Source organism: Rhizomicrobium palustre (assembly GCF_011761565.1).
Classification (GTDB): Bacteria; Pseudomonadota; Alphaproteobacteria; order Micropepsales; family Micropepsaceae; genus Rhizomicrobium; species Rhizomicrobium palustre.
The window spans coordinates 3,903,967-3,922,976 of the sequence record NZ_JAASRM010000001.1; the positions used below are offsets into that span (position 1 = coordinate 3,903,967).

Here is a 19,010-nt window from a genome sequence, read left to right on the forward strand (position 1 = left end):
CGGCCTCGTCAAGCGTGATCGTTTTTGTGACTTTTTTTTCTTGAGCCCATGCGGCCGCGCAACTGAACGCCAGGGCGCTTACAGCCGCTACAAGACTTGAACACAATTTCATGGTCGAAACTCGGCCGGGGGAGAAATAAGTCCTGGCACCGTAATGGCGCCAGGACTTTGCAGGTTACTGTTTACGGCCGCCAACCGTACCGATGGCCGCGCCGGTGTTGTCCCCGTTCGACAGAGTCCAGACGCCAGCGAGTTCATTGGCATTAGGGCCATAGAAGCCGCCGGAGATCGCACCCGCCGCATCAGGCTTCAAGGCGAAGGTACCGGTTGCCCCCGACGTCGCCGTCGTCGTGCCGCTGAAGCTATTGCTGCCTGTGGCAATATTTCCGGTAAAGGAAACACTGTTCCAGGGTGTCTTCTGGGTCCCGACATAGGCGTTCATATTGGAGAAATTGCCGGTCACTGCGCCCGTCGAGAAATTCGCGGTCATGGAAGCATCGCCTTGCAGTCCAGCCGCCGAGAAGGTCGCACCATTGGGAACGATCACCTCACCCGCAACCATGCCTGCGCCTGCATAGGTCGCAGAACCCGATGTCGGCAAGTTTCCGACCGGCGTTTGCATGCCAATCAGATAGGTTCCGGTGTAATCGACTTTTCCGAAATCGTTCTGGGATTGGGTCCACACGCCAAAGGAGGTGTAGCTCAAGCCATAGCTCACCAGCGAGAAGGAATACGGGCTGGTCTTACCTGCAGGCGTGCTGTCGATGGTCGTGGTGGTAACGGCGCTCAGATTGTTGTTGATCTTTCCCGTTGCCGTAACGCCGACCCCAGGCACAGTCAATGTGAAATTGGTGTCTTTGCAGGTCGGACAGCTGGGCCCGTTATCCTGGAACGAAACGCTGTTTGTAGCGTAACCGGGATAGGTAACGGTCTTGATCGGCCCGGTTCCGAGGGTTGTTTGTAACGCCGGGAATGTGCCGGTCGGATAATTGCCGCTGGCGCTGTCAAACGTCGGCCCGCCGGAGGTGGCCATGATAGGCGTGGCCTGTGTATAGCCGAAGCTGGGGGCTAATGGCGGATTGATGATAAAGGGATCGGAGTTTCCGCCGAAGGTCCCGAAAGCTGAGGTCGTCCCATCCCCGATCGACCACACCCCGGCAACGTTCCAGGAATAGGGGCCGTAAAAGCCGCCATTGGTTGTCCCGGTCGCATCGCTCTTGACGGCGAAGCTCGTTCCCGGCGCGGAGGTCGCAGAAGTCTTGCCAGCGAAAGTCATGTTGTCGGATCTTATCGATCCGGTGATGGCAACATCATTCCATGCCGTTTGGGTGGCATTGGTATCCGTTGCGGTCATGTTCTTGAGCGTACCGGTTATCGCGCCAGTCTGAAAATCTGCGTTAAGGGTGGCATCGCCGTTAAGAACAGCAACATTCTTGGCCTGCAAAGCATAGCCTTCGACATTGTTCTTCGCGGCATAAGTCGCTTTTCCCTGGAGGGCCGGACCACCCGCTCTGAAGCCCGTCACGAATTGCGATAACGTGCCTTTGCTGCCGTCCCAGACAAACCATTGCCCGGCGATCACGTCACTCCAGACATTCACCGCCATCAGCACGGCACTGCTCGCGCCATTCAGCAGGTTGAGCGCAGCGGCAGCGTCATTCTTGACGGGCTTATCGGTAACATTGAGCGAAGGAATGCTCAGCGTCAGCCCAGGCGTGCCCCCTTTTGCATGGGTCAGCGTGGCGCCACCGCTATTGGTCGCTGTATCGATCGACCAGCCACTGTTGTCGATCTTGATGCTCGATTGGAGCAGCGGGAAGACGGTGTTGGCATCCACCATTGAATTGGCGGCGCCGAAATTAGGCGTGTACTGAGCTGTGCTCGGCAAAGCCAAGCTCGGCCCCCCGTAGGAGGCGCCAGCGGGTAATGGAAGTGCGGCAGGCGGCGGGTTCGTTGTGCCACCCGTGGTGCCGCCAGTCGTACCACCCGTGGTGCCGCCGGTCGTGCCACCCGTAGTGCCGCCAGTCGTACCGCCCGTGGTGCCACCAGTCGTACCACCCGTGTTTCCGGCTGAGGTCCCATTGGACGGTGTAGAAATTGGTGAGCTTCCACCGCCCGACGCACAAGCACTCAACACAATTGCGCAAGCCGCCACTGCCACGCAGTGGGGCATCTTCCCCAAGCCGCTCATGAACATCTCTCCCCTACTCCACGCAGCATTCTTCGGCGCGTGTGTGGATGTATTTTAGCAGCTTGAGATAGCGGTGTTACCGGAAACATCTTTACGTTCGTGTGGCAAAGCGTAGCTCCCGTTAGGAGTGCAGGAAAATGCCACAGAATTGAACCGCCCAGGACCGTCCATCGGCTATGGTCGCCAGCACCGACTCTTTGGGCGGCGGACAACTTTCGGCGGCTGCGATCACGCGACGGAGTTTTTTATGCGCGCATTTCTTATCGCGTCCGTTCTTTTCTTAGCCGGGGCTTTCGCGGCAACCGATCCCATGGCCACGCGCTATGGCAACACAACCATTGCGCTTGACCCGGATGGCTCGACCACGCGCCTCTTCTATCGCGCCGACCAGAGCTTCGTCGCCAAACAAACAAACTGGCAAAGCGACGGCCATTGGGCCTTCGAAAGCGGCAAGCTCTGCCTCACGTACAAAATCACGCGTCCAGGTGTTGGCGATAAGGAATGCGTCTCTTCCGAACCGCATGCCATCGGCGATGTCTGGATACACGGCATCCATCACGTCACCTTGGTGCAAGGCGAAGCGCTGAAGGATACGCCGGAGGTATTGGCGGCGTTGGCAGCGGCGAGCCGCGTCGGCAACACGATCATCGCCAAGGATCCCGATGGCACCGAGACGCGACTATATTGGCGTCCCGATCACAGCTTCTCAGCCACGCGTCCGGGATGGCAAACCGAAGGAAGCTGGCGGGTGCAAGGCGCGAGCTTGATCCTGCATTACAACATCCCGCGCCCCAATATGGGCAGCTATGAGGAAATGAAGAACGCAACACCGCGCAAGGTGGGCGAGGTTTGGGGCATGGCGGATCGCCAGGTCACGCTAGTGGCCGGCAATCAGCTGAAAGCGCCATAACGCTTCGAGATTATTTCGGTGCGACGCCCAGAATCTGTTCCGGCGTTTCGTGCACTTCGATCGCGCTGGAGCTCTCACCAGCGCCGAAGACCACGCGCGTGCATTCGGTCCCACGGACCATGAACTGCACGACGTCGAGATTGATCAGAAGCTGCGGCGAGATGCTCGGATCGATGCCGACTTCATATTCAATGCAACGAACCCAACTCGCCATCCTGGCTCTCCCGGCCTTTGTGAAGAGACGAGATTACGCCCGGGAAAGTATACAGGTCGTAACTAGCGGGATGGGGTTTTCCCTTATACGACCCTGTCAAACGAGCGTAGATAACAGGCGGCTCGGCATCACCCACCAACCTGCATGCGCGGCTTTTAGGGCCTCGGCGGCGGCTTTCGCATCCGTTTCGGTTGCAAACAGGCCGAAACAGGTGGCCCCGCTGCCCGACATACGGGAAAGCAGCGCCCCCTCGCCTGCAATCGCTTCGAGAACCGCATTCACCTCCGGCGCGATCATCCGCGCGGGCGCTTCAAGATCGTTGCTCGTGCTTTTGAGATAGCCAATCAGATGGTCGGCACCGGTGAAATACGGAGGTAACGGCAACTCCACGCCCCGGCGCTCTTTCAGGGCACCAAAGACCTTGCCCGTCGGCACACCGACACCGGGATTGACCAGCACGATGGAGAGCGGCGGCAAGCTCGGCAATTCGGTGAGAATTTCACCGCGCCCTTCCATCCATTGCGGCCGCGAGGTGATGCAGACCGGCACATCGGAGCCAAGCTCTTCGCCCACCTTCTGCAAAGCGAGCGAGTCTTTGCCCAAGTTCCAAAGCTTGGAGAGTCCACGCAGTGTCGCCGCGCAATCGGCAGACCCGCCACCGATGCCAGACGCCACCGGCAAATTCTTGGTCAGCACGATCTTGGCGCCTTGCGAGGTCCCAAGCGCGCGCGCGGCCCGGACGATGAGATTATCCTCACCTGCGCTAAGCCCCTTGCCAAACGGCCCGCCGATATCGAGCGATACGCCATCGCCTGGCGCAAACGACAGCTCATCGCCCGCCTCTGTGAAGGCGACAAGACTTTGCAATGCATGAAAGCCGTCAGGCCGTTTTGCGCCCACATGCAGGAAGAGATTGATCTTGGCGGGCGCGGATACGGAAAAACTGGTCACTGCTGAGCCGTCTGAAGTTTTTTCTCGATTTTGGCCTTGTCGCCCGCTTCGGCGCCGAAGGCAAGCGCGTGGCTCCACTGGAAGGTCGCATCTAGCTTGCGCCCGGTCTTCCAATAGGCATCGCCGAGGTGATCATTGATGGTGGGATCGCCCGGTACGAGCTGCACCGCATCTTCCAGCGCATCCACCGCTTCGGCATAGCGTCCGAGTTTGTAATAAGCCCAGCCGACGCTATCGATGATATAGCCATCCTGTGGCGCGAGCTGACGCGCCTTCTCGAGCATGGCGAGGGCTTCCTTGGTGTTCTCGCCCTTGTCAACCCAGCTATAGCCGAGGAAATTCAGCACTTGCGGCTCGCTCGGCGACAGCATCAGGGCTTCCTTGAGATCGGCTTCCGCCTTGTCCCAATTGCCCGCTTCATGCTCGGCCATGGCGCGCGCATAGAGCAGCGGCCAGCTCTTCTTGGTATGCGGACCCGCGGCAGCCAGCGCACGGTCATAGGCCGCCACAGCTTCACCAAAGCGCTTGGATTCGCGATAGGCATCGCCAAGCGCCGTCCAGCATTCTAGGTCGTTCGGATCGGCCTTTGCGAGACTCGTCAGCCGCGCGATGGCCTCATCGAATTTGTCCTGCCGGGCGATGTCGACAGCCACGGCGACCTGCGAGGCGCGATAGAAGGGCGAGGATTGCGGCACGCCGGCATAAACATGGATGGCATCCTCATACTTGCCCATGGCCTCGAAGCGATTGGCCAGAAGAATCGTGGCGAGATCGAGCTTGGGCGAAAGATGCAGCGCGAGGCGCAGATAGAGAATGGAAATATCGCGGCTCTGCTCGTCATTCAGTGAAGCGGCGATCCCGAACAGCGCCTCGGCGGCGCCATCTTCGGCGCGCGGCGCCAGCGGATCGGGCAGCACGCCCTTGGCGATCCGCGCCAGCCCCGGCTCGGTCACGGTGGCATAGCCTTCATTGATCGCAGTCTTTTCATAAAGCTGCTTGGCGGCATTGGCCTGCCCGCTGCGCTCCAGGAAACGTCCGAACGCATCCACCACGCGCGGTGTCGGGCCAGAGGCGAGCAGCGACTGGCGATAGAAGCTATCCGCCGCATCGCGGTCGCCGAAAAGTTCGGCCAGCATGGCCTCGTTGAAATAGGCGAGCGCATCGGCGCTGTGCTGCGCGTGCAGAAGCTTGAAATCGGCGTAGGCGGCATCCTTCTCGCCCGCGCCCGCAGCCGCCCAGCCATCGATCAGCGCAACCGAGAAAGAGGTGAACGGTCCTTTGGCGGATTTGCCGATCTCGACTCGCGCCTTTTTGTAATCGCGATTATGCAGCGCGTTTACCGCGAGGGTCAGCCGCGCAGCGCGATCATCCGGAGCAATCGTCACCAGCCTTTCGGCGATCTTGGCCGCCTCATCCACATGTCCCGCCGCCGCCGAATAGAAGAAGGCAAAGGTCAGAAGCTGCTGGTTGGTGCTATCCGCCGTGAGGCTGTCGCGATAGAGCTTGGCGGCTTCCGCGAAGTCGTGATTGCCGGCAGCAAAGCGGGCGGAGAGATAACGGCCGAGACCAGCCGTGCCCTGATCGCTCGTGTCAATGCGGGCGGTGGTCTTGGCCTCCGCTACCGAAAGACTGAGGCAGGAAAGACCAAGCGCGACGATGAGGGAAGCAATACGCAAACCAGTCTCCTGCAAACGGGGCTTTCGGCCATATTCCGGCAAATTAAGGCCCACGGGAAGTGAAGGATCGGTCAACCCATTCGCGAAGTGGTTGATCTTCCTTCCAATAGGTACCGCAAAGCTACAGGCGGCGGACGGTTTTGGGAAGTTCGAGCCACCCTTATACAACCGTCCCACAGCTTTCCCATGCGGCGTCCGGCCCGCCAGCCACCCGCAGGGGTCGCATCTCGCCGCGCGCTCCCTTATGCTGGCGCCATGACTGATCATCTTGCCTCTGATCCCCTGGCTACGCTCGCCTGGCTCCTGGAGTCCGGTGCCGAGGAAGCCATTGGCGAGACCCCGATCAACCGCTTTGCCCTGAAGCCGCCGCCAGCCGCCACGACGCCTCTTCAAGCCCGGCCACTTCCTAGCGCCGCCGCCGCTCGGCCCACGCCCGCCGCCCCGGCCGCCCAGGCGGCTATGCCTCTGGAAGGAGAAGCCATCGCCTCCGCCCAATCGCTCGCCAAAGCGGCGACAAATCTTGCGGAGCTGCGTGCGGCACTGGAAGGCTTCGAAGGCTGCGGCCTTAAGAAAAATTGTGCCAATACCGTCTTCGCCGATGGCAACCCTACCTCGCGCATCATGTTCATTGGCGAAGCGCCGGGCGCCGAAGAAGATCGCCAGGGCCTTCCCTTTGTGGGCCGCGCCGGCAAACTGCTCGACAAGATGATGGCGGCGATCCATCTCGACCGCTCGAGCGCCTATATCACGAATGTTTTAAATTGGCGCCCGCCACAGAACCGCGATCCTTCGCCAGAAGAGGCCGCGATGTGCCTGCCCTTCCTGCGCCGCCATATAGAGCTTGTGAATCCCGGCATCATCATTCTTCTGGGCGCCGTCGCCGCGCGGCATGTGCTGGGCTTTTCCGAAGGCATCATGAAATTGCGCGGCCGCTGGCTTGAGTATCGTGTCAACGATGTAATGATTCCGGTCATGGCCACGCTGCATCCCGCCTATCTCTTGCGCCAGCCTGCGCATAAGAAACTCGCTTGGCGCGACTTGCAGGCGGCAGAAGAAAAGATCATCGCGCTCGGATTGCTTGAGAAGCATTCCTCGATCCACTAACACTCTCGCCGTCGGCATGATCAGAAGAAAGGCCCGGGCATGATCCGCCGTTTGGTGTTTGCGCTAAGTCTTGCAGTTCTGTCGCTTCCCGCTTTTGCGCAAGCGCCGGACCAGGCCTTGCGGCCGTCCGTGCTGTCTCAAGAAGATGTGATCCGTTACCGCAAGATCATCGCGGCCGAGCGCGCGGGCAATTTTGCGACCGCTGAAAAACTCTTCGATGCGGTCGATGACAAATCCCTGCAGGGCTATGTCGAGGCCGAGCATTATCTCTCGCCCAAATCCAAGCGTGTGCCGGTGACCACATTGGTTGCATGGCTGAAGCAATATGGCGAGCTGCCGATTGCCCCGCGCATTCACAAGCTCGCCGAACAGCGCGCCGTCGTGAAGAAGAAAGTCGGCAAAAAGCATCATCGCCGTACCGTGACCGTGGTCACCGCACGCATCCCAGGGCTTCCGGGCGCGCAACGCCGCGGCGGCGGTTATGAAGATGCCGATTTGCCCCTGCCGCCCGTAACCTCGGATGCAGGCAAGCGCGTACTCGACCAGATCACAACCTTCATCAAAGCGGATCAGCCCGAACAGGCGGACGCAGTGTTGCAGAGTCTTGCCGCCACCAACACCGCACCGGCCAATGATATTGCCGCGTTATCCCAGCGCGTTTGCCAATCCTATCTCGCCGAAGGCATGGACGAGCAGGCCTTTGCTTTAGGCGAAGCGGGCGCGAATATGGGCCGTCAATACGCCCCGCAGCTTGATTGGTGCGCGGGGATTGCCGCCTTCCGTCTGGAAAAATTTGCCATTGCCGCCTCGCATTTCGAGCAGGTGGCGCAGCTCGCCAATATTCCCGGCTCCAACCGCAGCGCTGCCGCGTTCTGGGCCGCGCGCTCTTATATGCGCGCGGGCGATCCGCGCCGCGTTGTGACCCTTCTCACCGTCGCGGCGAAAGATCAGCCGACCTTTTATGGCCTGCTCGCCGAAAAGCTGCTGGGCGAGGACATTCAGCGCGGCTTCTCCGATCCCTTGCTGCTGCCCAATGATTTCCAAACCCTGATGCAGAATGGGCCCGCGCATCGCGCCGTCGCGTTGTGGCAAGTGGGCGAGAAGAAATACGATTACTACGTCAATACCGAGCTCAATCGCGCCTTCGGTATGTCGGCCAGCCTCAATTGCGACATGGCTTTTGCCGCGCTAGCCCGCGCCATGGGCGTGCCCAATCTCGAGTTGCGCGCCAGCGAGACAAGCTTTGCCAAAGGCAAAGTGCTGACGACCGGCCTCTTCCCCTTCCCGCCTTATGAGCCGACCGGCGGCTACACCATCGATCCCTCGCTGGTGCTCGCTTTTGTGCGCATCGAAACGCGCTTTCAGCCCAACGCGGTCTCGCCCGTGGGCGCCATGGGATTGATGCAGTTGATGCCTGCTACAGCGCGGCTTTTGGGCGGCGCCTCAGCGGAAGATGATCTTCTCAATCCCAGCTACAACATGGCGCTCGGCCAACGCTTCATTGCGCGTCTGCTGAAGAACTATAACGGCTCCATCGTGCAGACTGCCGCCGCGTATAATGCGGGCCCCGGCAAGGTGAAATCCTGGACCGCCGCGCGTGCGGGCAAGGAAGACGACAGCCTGATGTTCATCGAGAGCATGCGGGCGCCGGAAACGCGCTCTTATGCCAAGCGCTTGCTGATCTATTACTGGATGTATCACCGCCGCGACGACAAGCGGAATCCGAGCCTGGATGATACTGCCCGCGGGGGCTGGCCGATCTATCAGCCGCCGCAACAATCCGCACCGCCGCCACCACCCGCCAATACCAACGAGGATGACGACGAAGATGACGAGACCCCATCCTCTTGATGAGAGCATTGCTTTCGTGCCGGTTGAGATTGCGGTTCTGACGATTTCCGACACCCGCGATCTTTCGAACGACAAGTCGGGCGACACCCTCGCCGCCCGGTTAACCGAGGCCGGTCATAAGCTCGCCGCGCGGGCGCTGGTGCGTGATGATAAAGCCGCCATCGCTGCGCAGGTGAAGACCTGGATCGCTGATCCCGCGATCGATGTCGTGATCACCACGGGCGGCACCGGCCTGACGGGCCGCGATGTCACCGTCGAAGCCATCCGCCCCTTATTCGAAAAAGAGATAGATGGCTTTTCGGTGCTGTTTCATCAGGTGAGCTTCACCACCGTCGGCACCTCGACGATCCAATCGCGCGCCTGCGCAGGCCTTGCCCAAGGCACCTACATCTTCTGCCTGCCCGGATCGACCGGCGCGGTGAAGGACGGCTGGGACAATATCCTGAAATGGCAGCTCGACCGCCGCCACCGCCCCTGCAACCTAGTCGAAATCATGCCTCGGCTGATGGAGAAGTAAGCTACTTCCGCTTGTTCTCCGTCGCGCCGCCGTATTGCGCGACCACGGGGGCTTCCTTGTCGGTGGCATAGCCGCGGAACATGCCCATGGTGTTGAAGTACAGACCGACATGGCCTTTGGCATCGACGCCGATCAGCCCGCCTTCGGCATCCAAAGGTTTCAGCACGCCGAAAATCTCGCCCTTCATGGCTTTGGCGAGACTCTGTTTGCCATAGCGGATGCGGTCTGCTGCATCTTTGGAAACGCTGTTGCGGATGAAGAACTCGCCATGGCCGGTGCCCGAAAACGCCGCCACGCCATCCGCCGCATAGACGCCCGCGCCGACAATCGGAGAGTCACCCACGCGGCCCGGCACCTTGGCGTCAAATCCGCCGGTGGAGGTCAGCGCCGCCAGATGCCCGCAGCGGTCCAGCGCCACCGCGCCGACCGTGCCATGCTCCGGCGTTTTTGCTTCGGGCTTTTGGGCTTCGGGCTTTTCGAGTTTCGGTTTACCGGTATTGCCGAAATAGTCCGGCGTCACCGTCTCCGCGCCAAGCTTGATCGCATAGTCCTGACCGCGGTCGCCCACCACCAGCACGTGACGGCCCGCCTCCATCACCAGCCGCGCGGCCACGGAGGGATTTTTCAGCTTGGTCATCGAGGCGACCGCGCCCGAGCGCAGGCCATTGCCATCCATGATGGAGGCATCGGCTTCCACTTGCCCCGCCGCATTGGCAATCGCGCCGCGCCCCGCATTGAACACGCCGCTGTTCTCAAAGGCCTGCACCGTCTCGGAGACCACATCCAACGCGCTGGCGCCACCTTTCAAGGAGGCGCGCGCCTTTTCCAACGCCGCCTGCATCACTTCGAGGCGTTTCGCACCATCCATTTTCTCGCTGAAGGCGCCGCCATGCACGGCGATGGCGAAAGTCCCGTTGGCCGAGCATATCTCCGCCTGCGCGCTCGCAGCCAAGAGCAAACTAGCGGCCAACGCCGCGCCTATCGCTTTCATGGGGAATCCTCGCGCCTATCTCGCGCCTATCTCGCGCCTATCTCGCGCCGAGCTTAGCCCTGTGCGCGCTCAACGGAAAAGCTGCTTTCCGGCGCCGCTTCGTTTTGCGCGAGGGCACGCAAAGGCGGGCTCTTATTCACTGCGCGGGTACGCAGCATGATCAGCCGCCGCGCGCCGATGCGCCGGACAAGATCGATATCCTCGCGCCGCCCTTCGCGATAGCCGCCGAGCTGTTTGAACAGCCGCTTGGGGATCAGCAAGCCCTGGTCGCCATAGGCCAGCTTGAAGAGCCAGCAGCGCAGCGAGGCAAAAGCTTCGCGGCTGCGCGCCTTGTCGTCGAACTCGTCCACCCCGAAGCGGAACGCCGCCGCGCGCGGATGCTCGATGGAAGCACGGTTGATGAAGGCTTCGGCTTCCAACTCCCAGCCTGGATCGAGCGCGGTTTCGGGATGCAGAAACAGGATCCAATCCTGCTTGGCCGCCTGCCCGCCCGCATTGAGCTGGCTCGCCCGCGTGCGCCCGCCGGTCTTCACCCGTGCCCCCGCGGCATCGGCAATCAGCAGCGTGTCGTCTGTCGAGCCGCCATCCGCCACGATCACCTCGCGCACGATCCCGCGCACCGTCGCCCCGATCAGACAATCGAAGCAGCGCGGCAAGGTTTCCTGAGCGTTCAGGGTGGGCACGACGACTGTAATCATGACGCTAGTATGAAGCAGCTTTCGAAAAACGGAAATTCTTTTGCTGCCGCACCCTTATCAGAAGAAGATTGTTTGCCAAGATGTAATTTGTACTTGCTTTGTTCTCATCCAAACCCTACATTCCAGGTCATGACGACGGTCCTGAACACAACCGCCGACCCACGCCTTTTGCGGGGCAGAGGCGCTGTTTCCAACGCCGTGGGGCGCTATGAGCGCTATGCCAGGGTGCTGCTGGACGATGGCTGGAGCCAAAGCGACACGGCGGAGGACGAGCCCCTTCCGCCGCTGAAGACCGAAATCATCATCGATTCCACCCGCACCATCATCGCGCGTAACCAGTCGCCGGATATCTCTTTCGACCGCTCGATCAATCCCTATCGCGGCTGTGAGCATGGCTGCATCTACTGCTTTGCGCGGCCCACCCATGCCTATCTCGGTATGTCGCCGGGGGCGGATTTCGAAAGCCGCCTGCTGGTCAAACCTAATGCCGCCGAATTGCTGGCCAAGGAATTGTCGGCGCCAGGCTATATCCCCAAGACCATCGCCATCGGCACCAACACTGATCCGTATCAGCCGATCGAGAAAAAGCTGAAGATCATGCGCCAGGTGCTGGAGGTGCTGTGGGAGTTCAAGCATCCCGTCGGCATCATCACCAAATCACCGCTGATCACCCGCGATATCGACATTCTGGGGCCTATGGCGGAGATGGGGCTGGCGCGCGCCGCGCTTTCGATCACCACGCTGGACCGCAAGCTCGCCCGTCAGATGGAGCCCCGCGCGGGCACCCCGCAGAGGCGTCTCGAAGCCATCCGCATGTTGCGCGAGGCCGGCATTCCCACCGCGGTAATGTTCGCCCCCATTATTCCGGCCCTCAATGACGGCGAAATGGAATCCGTGTTGAAGGCCGCCAAGGATATGGGGGCGACATCCGCGGGCTATGTCCTCTTACGCCTGCCTTTGGAGATCAAAGATCTCTTCAAGGAGTGGCTGGAGGTCAACCGGCCGGACACCGCCAAGCATGTCATCAGCCTCATCCGCCAGATGCGCGGCGGCAAGGATTACGATGCCGAATGGACTCAGCGCCAGCGCGGCACCGGCCCTTATGCGCAAATGCTGGCGCACCGCTTTCGCACCGCGATCCGCCGCTTGGAGTTGCGCGATACCAGCCATTTGCGCAGCGATCTCTTCGCCGTCCCGCCCAAGGCCGGTGATCAGTTGAAGCTGTTTTAGCGGCGCCCTAACCTATCCACCTGAAATAGCTCGCGTTTTTCTAAGCGCCACGGCACCGCGCGTGGGTGCCGCAAAAAAATTAGCTCATCCTGCATCCAACCGGGCCTGTCGCTGCATCCAGCCTATGTAACTGGATGAGGAACGCGCCGATGAGACCCAACATGCCCTTTATCCTGGCGTGCGTGGTGATCCTCCTGGCGATCTTCTTTGTACGGGACCGGCCGGTCAGCAAAACTTGGAATGAGGTCAAAACCCTCTCTCCGGCGTATGCTGTCCATATGGCGGCGCTTCAGACCGAGCGCGTGCTGGTCGGGTTGGGCATTAGCTTTGGCTAAAGGAAGGCAACAACAATGAATATGGATTTCCCTTTTATCGGCCCGGTCTTTATCTTTTGGGCGTCGGTCGTTCTGATCGTCTTCTTCGTATCGTTTTTCGGCTATCTGGGACGGCGTAACAAATACCGCCTGCTGGAAAAGCTCGCCGAAAGCGGCAAGACCATTCCGCCGGAGCTTCTGCAAAGCCTCGATAGCAAGCTGCCGAGCATGAAGGGAATGGATCCCAATCCCGTCGCGTCGGGCATCACTTTGATGTGCATCGGCGTCGCGCTGATCGTGTTCTTCTGGGCCTTTAACGGCTTCAACAACCCCTTCACGACCGGCGATGCGTGGTTCATCGCGATCGGCATCTTCCCCTTCATGATCGGGCTGGCCCGCGTCTTGGGTGCCGTCGTCGGACGCCGCCAGGAAGCCAAAACGGAATAAACGGAACAGGCAGGGCGGACGGATATGGGCGATTTGTTCACCAGTCGGGCGAGAGGCGGCGATAGTGCCGCCTTCAGCCTGTTGGTGCGCGAACACCAATCGCGGCTGCGCGGCTTTCTTTTGCGCCTGACCAAAGGCAATGCCTCCCTGGCCGATGATCTAGCGCAAGACACATTCCTCGAAGCCTTCAAGAAGAGCGATCAGTTTTCCGGCACCAATTATTTCGGCTGGCTTTGCGCGATCGCGTGGTCTCGCTTCCTGATGGAAGCGCGCAAGCGCAAACTGGAAAACATCGACGATTTGCCCGAGATCGAAGACGACGTACCCGAGGCGGAGAATGCCAGCCTGATCCGCCACGATCTCGAAAGCGCCATGGCTGAGTTGCACCCCATGCAGCGCGCCGCCCTCACCCTCTGTTTCGCGCTCGGCCAATCCAATGAAGAAGCCGCCCAGACCCTAAACATTCCGTTAGGCACGCTGAAATCCCACGTAAACCGTGGCCGTGCAAAGCTCTCCCAACTTCTCTCCGATTGGCGTAAGGTAGCTGTGTCATGACCCATCTCGACGCCCTTCTTTCCCAGCCTTTGGCGCCCGTGGCCGATAACGGCTTCTCGGTGAAGGTGATGCTCCGCGTGCAGCGCGAACAGCAGCGCCGCATGGTCCTTTTGGGTTTCGCGATCACGGCGATGGTTCTGCTGTTGGCCCTGCTCATCCCCGCCTCGGCGTTGACGCAACTGGCGGCGGTTCCGGCCAATCTGAATGCTCTTCTAGTGAAGCTCTCGGGCTCCGTGCAGTTCGGCATCGCCATCATCGTTTTGGTCCTGGTCTACCTCTACGACCGCAAACTACTGCAGTTCTGAGATTTCCCGCTTTTAGGGTAATCTTGTCAGTCCCCCGCACAACGCGCTAGTTTTGCGCGTATGCTGTCTTTGGGGGCATCTATGCGCGAGACAGATGAGAACGACCATCCCGGCGTCTATATCGCTCCGCCGCTGGCTTTCCTGATCGCGTTTTTTGGCGGCGTTTTCGCGGGCATGGGCTTGGATGCCATGCTTATCGACACCCATCTTTGGCTTCTGCCTTGGGCACTGGCGATTTTCGCAGGCTTCGCGCTGATCGCGGTAGGCCTCGCATTCGCGCTCTGGGGCGCCGAGGGCTTCTTCCGCAGAAGCGCAGAGTTCCGCACCTATCGCGGCACGACTGTGCTGGTCACCGATGGCGCGCATGGCTACAGCCGCAACCCCATGTATCTCGGCCTCGCGATGAGCCTTCTGGGCCTGGGCATCGCTTGCCGCGCGCTCACCCTTATCATCGCCGCGCTGGCACTGTTTCTCTATCTCGACCGCTATGTCATCCCGCGCGAGGAATCCTATCTCGCCCGCCGTTTTGGCGAAGATTTCGAGGATTACCGCGCCCGCATCCGCAAGTGGATTTAAGCGATCTGGGGATATCCTGCCCTAGCGGGGGGACAGAGCGCCTCTCCCGCGGCTATAAGGCCTTATGCCGAGCTTCGAGCACGAACTGCGCCACATCGAACGCCTCGCCGGACATATTGCCGGGGTGGATGAGGTTGGCCGTGGTCCGCTCGCCGGTCCCGTGGTTGCGGCGGCGATCATCCTGAAGCCGGATTGCATTCCCGAAGGCCTCGACGATTCCAAAAAGCTGACCGAGAAAAAGCGCGAGGCCTTATTCGCACAACTCATGGATTGCGCGCTGGCTATCGGCATTGGCGAAGCAAGCGTCGATGAAATCGATCTCGTCAACATCCGCCAGGCGACGCATCTTGCCATGGCCCGCGCCATCACGGCGCTTAGCATCGCGCCGGCTTTCGCGCTGGTGGATGGCAATGACGCGCCCGCCCTCGCCTGCCCTTGCGAGACGCTGATCGGCGGCGACGGCCTGTCGGTCTCCATCGCGGCCGCCTCGATTATCGCCAAGGTCACGCGCGACCGGCTAATGACCAAGCTGCATGAAGCCCATCCGCACTATGCCTGGGATCGCAACAAGGGCTATGGCACTGAAGACCACATGACCGGCCTGCGCCTTTACGGCTGCACGCCCCACCACCGCAAAAGCTTCGCCCCCGTGCGCGCGATCCTCAGCGGCGAAGTGGTGGAAGCCCTTTAACCTCCCCGCCAGGGGGAGGTTCGTGGTCTTCTGCACAAATCGCCCTTACCAGCCCTTCCAAGCGCGCTTGACTCCCCACTACATCTTGTATGGTAAACACCCTCGGGACTCAAAACTGAGTCAATCTAAGTCCTTGATTCACAAGACTCTTGACGGCGCGAATCGGCCGAATCACTTTGTCGTTCTGACACCTGATTCGGGCGGAAAATGTCTATCGAACTTGAGAAAGCGCTGGACCGTGTACTGGAAGGCGATTGTGTTGAAACCCTGAAGGCTTTGCCGGCGGGATGTGCGGATTTGGTCTTTGCCGATCCGCCTTACAACATGCAGCTGAAGGGCGAATTGCGCCGCCCGGATAATTCCAAAGTCGATGCCGTCGACGATGCCTGGGACCAGTTCGAAAGCTTCCAGGCCTATGACAAATTCACCCGCGAGTGGCTGGCGGGCGTACGTCACGTGCTGAAGGACAACGGCACCCTTTGGGTGATCGGCTCCTATCACAACATCTTCCGCGTCGGCGTCGCGCTCCAGGACATGGGCTTCTGGGTGCTGAACGATGTGGTGTGGCGCAAGTCCAATCCGATGCCGAATTTCAAAGGCAAGCGCTTCACCAACGCGCATGAGACCATGATCTGGGCCTCGAAGAACCCGAACGCGAAATACACCTTCAATTACGAAGCCATGAAGGCCATGAACGACGATCTGCAGATGCGCTCCGACTGGACGCTGCCGATCTGCTCGGGCCATGAGCGCATCAAGAATGCCGATGGCGAAAAGGCCCATTCCACGCAGAAGCCGGAAAGCCTGCTGCATCGCGTGATCGTTTCTTCGTCCAAGCCGGGCGATGTCATCCTCGATCCCTTCTTCGGCTCAGGCACCACGGGCGCCGTCGCCCGCCGCCTTGGCCGTCACTTCATCGGCCTTGAACGCGACAAGGAATATGCCTCCATCGCCCGTCAGCGCATCGCCGCCATCGAGCCTGCGCCGGATGAATGCGTTGAGGTTACCCGCTCCAAGCGCGCCGAGCCGCGCATTCCCTTTGGCTGGGTGGTGGAGCGCGGACTTCTGCCGCCGGGCACCATTCTGCATGGCCAGCAAAAGCGCCATAAAGCCAAGGTGCGCGCCGACGGCACCCTCGTCTGCGCTGATGCTACCGGCTCCATCCACCAGATCGGTGCGCATGTCCAAGGCGCCGAAGCCTGCAATGGCTGGACCTTCTGGCAGTATGAGCACAAAGGCAAGCTGATCCCGATCGACGTCCTGCGCCAGCAACTGCGCGCCTCGATTTCGTAATCAGGTCTAAATCCGCCGAACACGAACACCCCGCAGCGATGCGGGGTGTTTTTTTATGTACCGGAGCGTGCTTCGCGGCTCGCCGCGCGAAATTCACTCCCCGCTCGTCATGGCCTGGCTCGACCCGGCCATCCAGGGAGCTCTCAGAACGCTGGATGGCCGCCTCAAGGGCGGCCATGACGAATGTGGGGAAGCACTACCCCTTCTTCCGAAACAGCGGCCCTTCGTCCTCGATGGCATGGGTGATGATCTTTTTCATCACGGTCGGCAGCGCAACTGCTCCTAACCGTTCCACGTCTACCCACAGAATTTCACGCGGAGCATCTTTCCACAGCGAAGATGGTCGCGCCTTCACCTCCGCCACCCACGCCTCGATCTCCAACTCAAAATGGGTGAAGACATGGCGCACGATGCCGGGGAGTTTTTTCCAGTCGGCCTCGAAGGGTGCTTGTTTCAACGCTTCGGCGGGTTTGGGGAATTTCTCCGTCCACGGACCAAGCGGCGGTTCCAGCATACCGCCGAGCAGACCCTTTTCAGGCCGCTTGATCAACAGCACCGCGCCTTTACGATCCCGCACCACAAACGCCGCCCCGCGCTTGATCGGGCGCACCGTCTTCGGCCCTTTCACCGGCAGGTTCTCGGCGATGCCTTGCGCCTCAGCCGCACACAACGCGCGCAACGGACAATTGCCACAAGCGGGTCGCTTCACGGTGCAGATCGCCGACCCCAGATCCATCATCGCCTGGGCGAAATCCCCGGCGCGGTTTTGCGGCACCAGCCCCTTTCCGCGCGCGATGATCTCGGGCTTAGACCCCGGCAGCGGCGCGGTGATCGCGAAAAGCCGCGCCACCACGCGTTCGGCATTGGCATCCATCGCCGCCTCGGGCCGGTCGAAGGCAATCGCCGCGATCGCACCCGCTGTATAGGGCCCTACCCCTGGCAGCGCCCGAAGTCCCTCCGCCGTGTCCGGGAACTTGCCGCCCATCTCCTCGGCCACAACTTTCGCGGCTTTGTGCAGGTTTCGCGCCCGGGCGTAATAGCCAAGCCCGGCCCAGGCCGCCAAAACCTCATCCAGAGGGGCCGCAGCCAGATCCTCAACCCTCGGCCAGCGACTGAGAAAATCCTTGAAATATGGCCCCACCGCCTGAACCGTGGTTTGCTGCAGCATGATTTCGGAGAGCCAGACGCGATAGGGATCGGCCTTTTTGCCCGGAAGCGCCCGCCACGGCAGCACCCGGCGATGACGGTCGTACCAGGCGAGCAAAAGCGTGCTGACCTTGGCTTGCGGTTCTGTGCTATCCAAGAAAAAAACCTTTAGGGGATGGTGAATCCCCGCGGTAATGGAAACAGGTATCCTAATGGCTTTGGCACGCCCAACAATTCCAAAAAATAGGGCAATTCTAAAAATGATGGCCGCTCTGGCCTTTCTCGCGAGCGCGTCCGCGGCTCTGGCCTTGGAGCCGGTGTTTCCCGATGACCGCAGCATGGGCGACCCCAAGGCGCCGGTCCAGGTGATCGAATACGCCGCCCCCGCCTGCCCGCATTGCGCGCGCTTCGCCGCGACGGTGATGCCGGATTTGAAGAAGACCTTCATCGATACCGGCAAGGTGCATTACGTGTTGCGCATCTTTCCGATCAGCCAGATCGATGGCGCGGTGGCAGGGATGGCGCAATGCATGCCCAAGACGCGCTATTTCGAGTTTCTCGATCTCGCCTTCAAGCGCCAGGATCTGTGGGACCCGGATGGCTATCAGATTCCCGATATTCACGCCGGCCTTTTGGAACTCGGCAAGCTCGCGGGCTTAAGCGAAGCCCAGGTCGATAGCTGCATCGCCGATGAGAAGGAATATGAGCGCGTCAACCGCATCGCCGCGCATGGTGAGAAGACCTATGGCATCAAAGGTGTGCCGACCTTGATCGTGAATGGCAGCGAAGTGCCGCCGACCGAGCGCGGCTGGCCACAATTGAAAAGCCGTATCGAGACTCTTTTAGCCGGTAAGAAAGATGGCCGCTAAGAAACCGCCGCCGCCAGACGCACCGCCCGAACGGCGTGGCCGAGCGGGGCAGATCGCGCCCGATATCATGGCGATTGCGGGCTCGGCCTTTGCGCAAAAAGGCTTCACCGATCCCGCTTTGGTGTTGCAGTGGGAGAAGATCGCAGGGCCCGAGACGGCGCGTATCTGCCGACCTTTGCGTTTTTCGCAAGGCCCGCAAGGCGGCGTGCTCACGCTTCTGGCAGAGCCCGCGGCGGCGCTGTTTCTTCAGCATGAGACGCGTACGCTCTGCGCGCGCATCAACACCTATTTCGGCCATCCCCTGGTAGCGAGATTACGCTTTGTACAGGGAGCGCTCGCCCATCGCCCGCCGCCACCCAAACCCATCCGCCCTGCCGCAGAAATGGCACAGGACGACCCTGCACGACAATTTGAGGGACGCGAAGATGTGCGAGAGGCGTTGTGGAGACTTGCCCGCGCGAGGCATAATCAGCGCGGATAA

At 60.7% G+C, this 19,010-nt stretch carries 21 protein-coding genes; 14 read left to right on the forward strand and 7 right to left on the reverse strand.

Features of this window, described 5'->3' with window-relative positions:
- Window positions 1–175: 175 nt before the first annotated feature.
- Complete coding sequence (locus tag FHS83_RS17395) at window positions 176–2,191, reverse strand: transferrin-binding protein-like solute binding protein (protein WP_167084465.1); 2,016 nt, start codon at window positions 2,189–2,191, stop codon at window positions 176–178.
- Window positions 2,192–2,438: 247 nt separating this feature from the next.
- Here FHS83_RS17395 and FHS83_RS17400 point away from each other — a divergent pair, with 247 nt between their 5' ends.
- Window positions 2,439–3,101, forward strand: a complete 663-nt coding sequence (locus FHS83_RS17400; protein WP_167084467.1) for a hypothetical protein — start codon at window positions 2,439–2,441, stop codon at window positions 3,099–3,101.
- A gap of 10 nt (window positions 3,102–3,111) precedes the next feature.
- On the opposite strand, the gene FHS83_RS17405 is transcribed toward FHS83_RS17400, so the two are convergent.
- The 3 genes from FHS83_RS17405 to FHS83_RS17415 all read right to left on the reverse strand — a co-directional run bounded on the left by FHS83_RS17405 (window position 3,112) and on the right by FHS83_RS17415 (window position 5,942).
- Complete coding sequence (locus FHS83_RS17405) at window positions 3,112–3,315, reverse strand: hypothetical protein (RefSeq protein ID WP_167084470.1); 204 nt, start codon at window positions 3,313–3,315, stop codon at window positions 3,112–3,114.
- A gap of 96 nt (window positions 3,316–3,411) precedes the next feature.
- Window positions 3,412–4,266, reverse strand: coding sequence for a 4-(cytidine 5'-diphospho)-2-C-methyl-D-erythritol kinase (locus FHS83_RS17410; protein ID WP_167084472.1), 855 nt, complete (start codon window positions 4,264–4,266; stop codon window positions 3,412–3,414).
- Window positions 4,263–5,942 (reverse strand): tetratricopeptide repeat protein, encoded by a 1,680-nt coding sequence (locus FHS83_RS17415; protein ID WP_167084474.1) that lies wholly within the window; start codon window positions 5,940–5,942, stop codon window positions 4,263–4,265. Before FHS83_RS17415 ends, FHS83_RS17410 begins: the two co-directional genes overlap by 4 nt.
- Window positions 5,943–6,197: 255 nt before the next feature.
- Here FHS83_RS17415 and FHS83_RS17420 point away from each other — a divergent pair, with 255 nt between their 5' ends.
- The 3 genes from FHS83_RS17420 to moaB are packed head-to-tail and all read left to right on the forward strand — an operon-like array spanning window position 6,198 to window position 9,414.
- Window positions 6,198–7,046, forward strand: a complete 849-nt coding sequence (locus tag FHS83_RS17420) for a uracil-DNA glycosylase (RefSeq protein ID WP_167084476.1) — start codon at window positions 6,198–6,200, stop codon at window positions 7,044–7,046.
- Window positions 7,047–7,085: 39 nt separating this feature from the next.
- On the forward strand, window positions 7,086–8,897 hold the full coding sequence (locus tag FHS83_RS17425) for a lytic transglycosylase domain-containing protein (protein ID WP_167084478.1): 1,812 nt from the start codon (window positions 7,086–7,088) through the stop codon (window positions 8,895–8,897).
- Window positions 8,875–9,414 carry a molybdenum cofactor biosynthesis protein B gene (moaB, locus tag FHS83_RS17430; RefSeq protein WP_167084480.1) on the forward strand — a complete coding sequence of 180 codons (540 nt, stop codon included), beginning with the start codon at window positions 8,875–8,877 and terminating at the stop codon, window positions 9,412–9,414. Before FHS83_RS17425 ends, moaB begins: the two co-directional genes overlap by 23 nt.
- Window position 9,415: 1 nt before the next feature.
- Here moaB and FHS83_RS17435 read toward each other — a convergent pair whose 3' ends face one another.
- On the reverse strand, window positions 9,416–10,405 hold the full coding sequence (locus FHS83_RS17435) for an isoaspartyl peptidase/L-asparaginase family protein (RefSeq protein ID WP_167084482.1): 990 nt from the start codon (window positions 10,403–10,405) through the stop codon (window positions 9,416–9,418).
- A gap of 53 nt (window positions 10,406–10,458) precedes the next feature.
- A complete protein-coding gene (locus FHS83_RS17440) occupies window positions 10,459–11,103 on the reverse strand; it encodes a glycosyltransferase (RefSeq protein WP_167084484.1) in 645 nt (214 codons plus the stop codon).
- A gap of 129 nt (window positions 11,104–11,232) precedes the next feature.
- Between FHS83_RS17440 and FHS83_RS17445 the strand changes: the two genes are divergently transcribed.
- The 8 genes from FHS83_RS17445 to FHS83_RS17480 all read left to right on the forward strand — a co-directional run bounded on the left by FHS83_RS17445 (window position 11,233) and on the right by FHS83_RS17480 (window position 16,514).
- Window positions 11,233–12,333, forward strand: coding sequence for a PA0069 family radical SAM protein (locus FHS83_RS17445; protein ID WP_167084486.1), 1,101 nt, complete (start codon window positions 11,233–11,235; stop codon window positions 12,331–12,333).
- A 161-nt stretch (window positions 12,334–12,494) separates the two neighbouring features.
- Window positions 12,495–12,668 (forward strand): hypothetical protein, encoded by a 174-nt coding sequence (locus FHS83_RS17450; protein WP_167084488.1) that lies wholly within the window; start codon window positions 12,495–12,497, stop codon window positions 12,666–12,668.
- Window positions 12,669–12,683: 15 nt separating this feature from the next.
- A complete protein-coding gene (locus tag FHS83_RS17455) occupies window positions 12,684–13,094 on the forward strand; it encodes a DUF6249 domain-containing protein (RefSeq protein ID WP_167084490.1) in 411 nt (136 codons plus the stop codon).
- A 24-nt stretch (window positions 13,095–13,118) separates the two neighbouring features.
- Window positions 13,119–13,649, forward strand: a complete 531-nt coding sequence (locus FHS83_RS17460) for an RNA polymerase sigma factor (RefSeq protein WP_167084492.1) — start codon at window positions 13,119–13,121, stop codon at window positions 13,647–13,649.
- Window positions 13,646–13,954, forward strand: a complete 309-nt coding sequence (locus FHS83_RS17465; protein ID WP_167084494.1) for a hypothetical protein — start codon at window positions 13,646–13,648, stop codon at window positions 13,952–13,954. The genes FHS83_RS17460 and FHS83_RS17465 overlap by 4 nt, the downstream gene beginning before the upstream one ends.
- A gap of 81 nt (window positions 13,955–14,035) precedes the next feature.
- On the forward strand, window positions 14,036–14,530 hold the full coding sequence (locus FHS83_RS17470) for a methyltransferase family protein (RefSeq protein WP_167084496.1): 495 nt from the start codon (window positions 14,036–14,038) through the stop codon (window positions 14,528–14,530).
- Window positions 14,531–14,594: 64 nt separating this feature from the next.
- Window positions 14,595–15,221, forward strand: a complete 627-nt coding sequence (locus FHS83_RS17475) for a ribonuclease HII (RefSeq protein WP_167084498.1) — start codon at window positions 14,595–14,597, stop codon at window positions 15,219–15,221.
- Between the two features lie 207 nt (window positions 15,222–15,428).
- Complete coding sequence (locus FHS83_RS17480; protein ID WP_167084500.1) at window positions 15,429–16,514, forward strand: site-specific DNA-methyltransferase; 1,086 nt, start codon at window positions 15,429–15,431, stop codon at window positions 16,512–16,514.
- 196 nt (window positions 16,515–16,710) lie between these two features.
- Here the strand turns inward: FHS83_RS17480 and mutY are convergent, their stop codons facing one another.
- Window positions 16,711–17,817, reverse strand: a complete 1,107-nt coding sequence (gene mutY, locus FHS83_RS17485) for an A/G-specific adenine glycosylase (protein ID WP_208414931.1) — start codon at window positions 17,815–17,817, stop codon at window positions 16,711–16,713.
- 103 nt (window positions 17,818–17,920) lie between these two features.
- Between mutY and FHS83_RS17490 the strand changes: the two genes are divergently transcribed.
- Both FHS83_RS17490 and FHS83_RS17495 read left to right on the forward strand, forming a co-directional pair.
- Window positions 17,921–18,529, forward strand: coding sequence for a DsbA family protein (locus FHS83_RS17490; protein WP_208414932.1), 609 nt, complete (start codon window positions 17,921–17,923; stop codon window positions 18,527–18,529).
- Window positions 18,519–19,010, forward strand: a complete 492-nt coding sequence (locus FHS83_RS17495) for a DciA family protein (RefSeq protein WP_167084506.1) — start codon at window positions 18,519–18,521, stop codon at window positions 19,008–19,010. Before FHS83_RS17490 ends, FHS83_RS17495 begins: the two co-directional genes overlap by 11 nt.

Excerpts from the sequence above, each read along its gene's own strand:
- FHS83_RS17495 (WP_167084506.1), top strand. The coding sequence starts at position 18,519 with ATGGCCGCTAAGAAACCGCCGCCGCCAGACGCACCGCCCGAACGGCGT.
- FHS83_RS17420 (WP_167084476.1), top strand. The coding sequence starts at position 6,198 with ATGACTGATCATCTTGCCTCTGATCCCCTGGCTACGCTCGCCTGGCTC.
- FHS83_RS17395 (WP_167084465.1), bottom strand. The coding sequence starts at position 2,191 with ATGAGCGGCTTGGGGAAGATGCCCCACTGCGTGGCAGTGGCGGCTTGC.
- FHS83_RS17435 (WP_167084482.1), bottom strand. The coding sequence starts at position 10,405 with ATGAAAGCGATAGGCGCGGCGTTGGCCGCTAGTTTGCTCTTGGCTGCG.
- FHS83_RS17475 (WP_167084498.1), top strand. The coding sequence starts at position 14,595 with ATGCCGAGCTTCGAGCACGAACTGCGCCACATCGAACGCCTCGCCGGA.
- moaB (WP_167084480.1), top strand. The coding sequence starts at position 8,875 with ATGACGAGACCCCATCCTCTTGATGAGAGCATTGCTTTCGTGCCGGTT.
- FHS83_RS17455 (WP_167084490.1), top strand. The coding sequence starts at position 12,684 with ATGAATATGGATTTCCCTTTTATCGGCCCGGTCTTTATCTTTTGGGCG.
- FHS83_RS17450 (WP_167084488.1), top strand. The coding sequence starts at position 12,495 with ATGCCCTTTATCCTGGCGTGCGTGGTGATCCTCCTGGCGATCTTCTTT.
- FHS83_RS17480 (WP_167084500.1), top strand. The coding sequence starts at position 15,429 with ATGTCTATCGAACTTGAGAAAGCGCTGGACCGTGTACTGGAAGGCGAT.
- FHS83_RS17465 (WP_167084494.1), top strand. The coding sequence starts at position 13,646 with ATGACCCATCTCGACGCCCTTCTTTCCCAGCCTTTGGCGCCCGTGGCC.
- FHS83_RS17445 (WP_167084486.1), top strand. The coding sequence starts at position 11,233 with ATGACGACGGTCCTGAACACAACCGCCGACCCACGCCTTTTGCGGGGC.
- FHS83_RS17400 (WP_167084467.1), top strand. The coding sequence starts at position 2,439 with ATGCGCGCATTTCTTATCGCGTCCGTTCTTTTCTTAGCCGGGGCTTTC.
- FHS83_RS17425 (WP_167084478.1), top strand. The coding sequence starts at position 7,086 with ATGATCCGCCGTTTGGTGTTTGCGCTAAGTCTTGCAGTTCTGTCGCTT.
- FHS83_RS17405 (WP_167084470.1), bottom strand. The coding sequence starts at position 3,315 with ATGGCGAGTTGGGTTCGTTGCATTGAATATGAAGTCGGCATCGATCCG.
- FHS83_RS17470 (WP_167084496.1), top strand. The coding sequence starts at position 14,036 with ATGCGCGAGACAGATGAGAACGACCATCCCGGCGTCTATATCGCTCCG.
- FHS83_RS17460 (WP_167084492.1), top strand. The coding sequence starts at position 13,119 with ATGGGCGATTTGTTCACCAGTCGGGCGAGAGGCGGCGATAGTGCCGCC.
- FHS83_RS17440 (WP_167084484.1), bottom strand. The coding sequence starts at position 11,103 with ATGATTACAGTCGTCGTGCCCACCCTGAACGCTCAGGAAACCTTGCCG.
- FHS83_RS17490 (WP_208414932.1), top strand. The coding sequence starts at position 17,921 with ATGATGGCCGCTCTGGCCTTTCTCGCGAGCGCGTCCGCGGCTCTGGCC.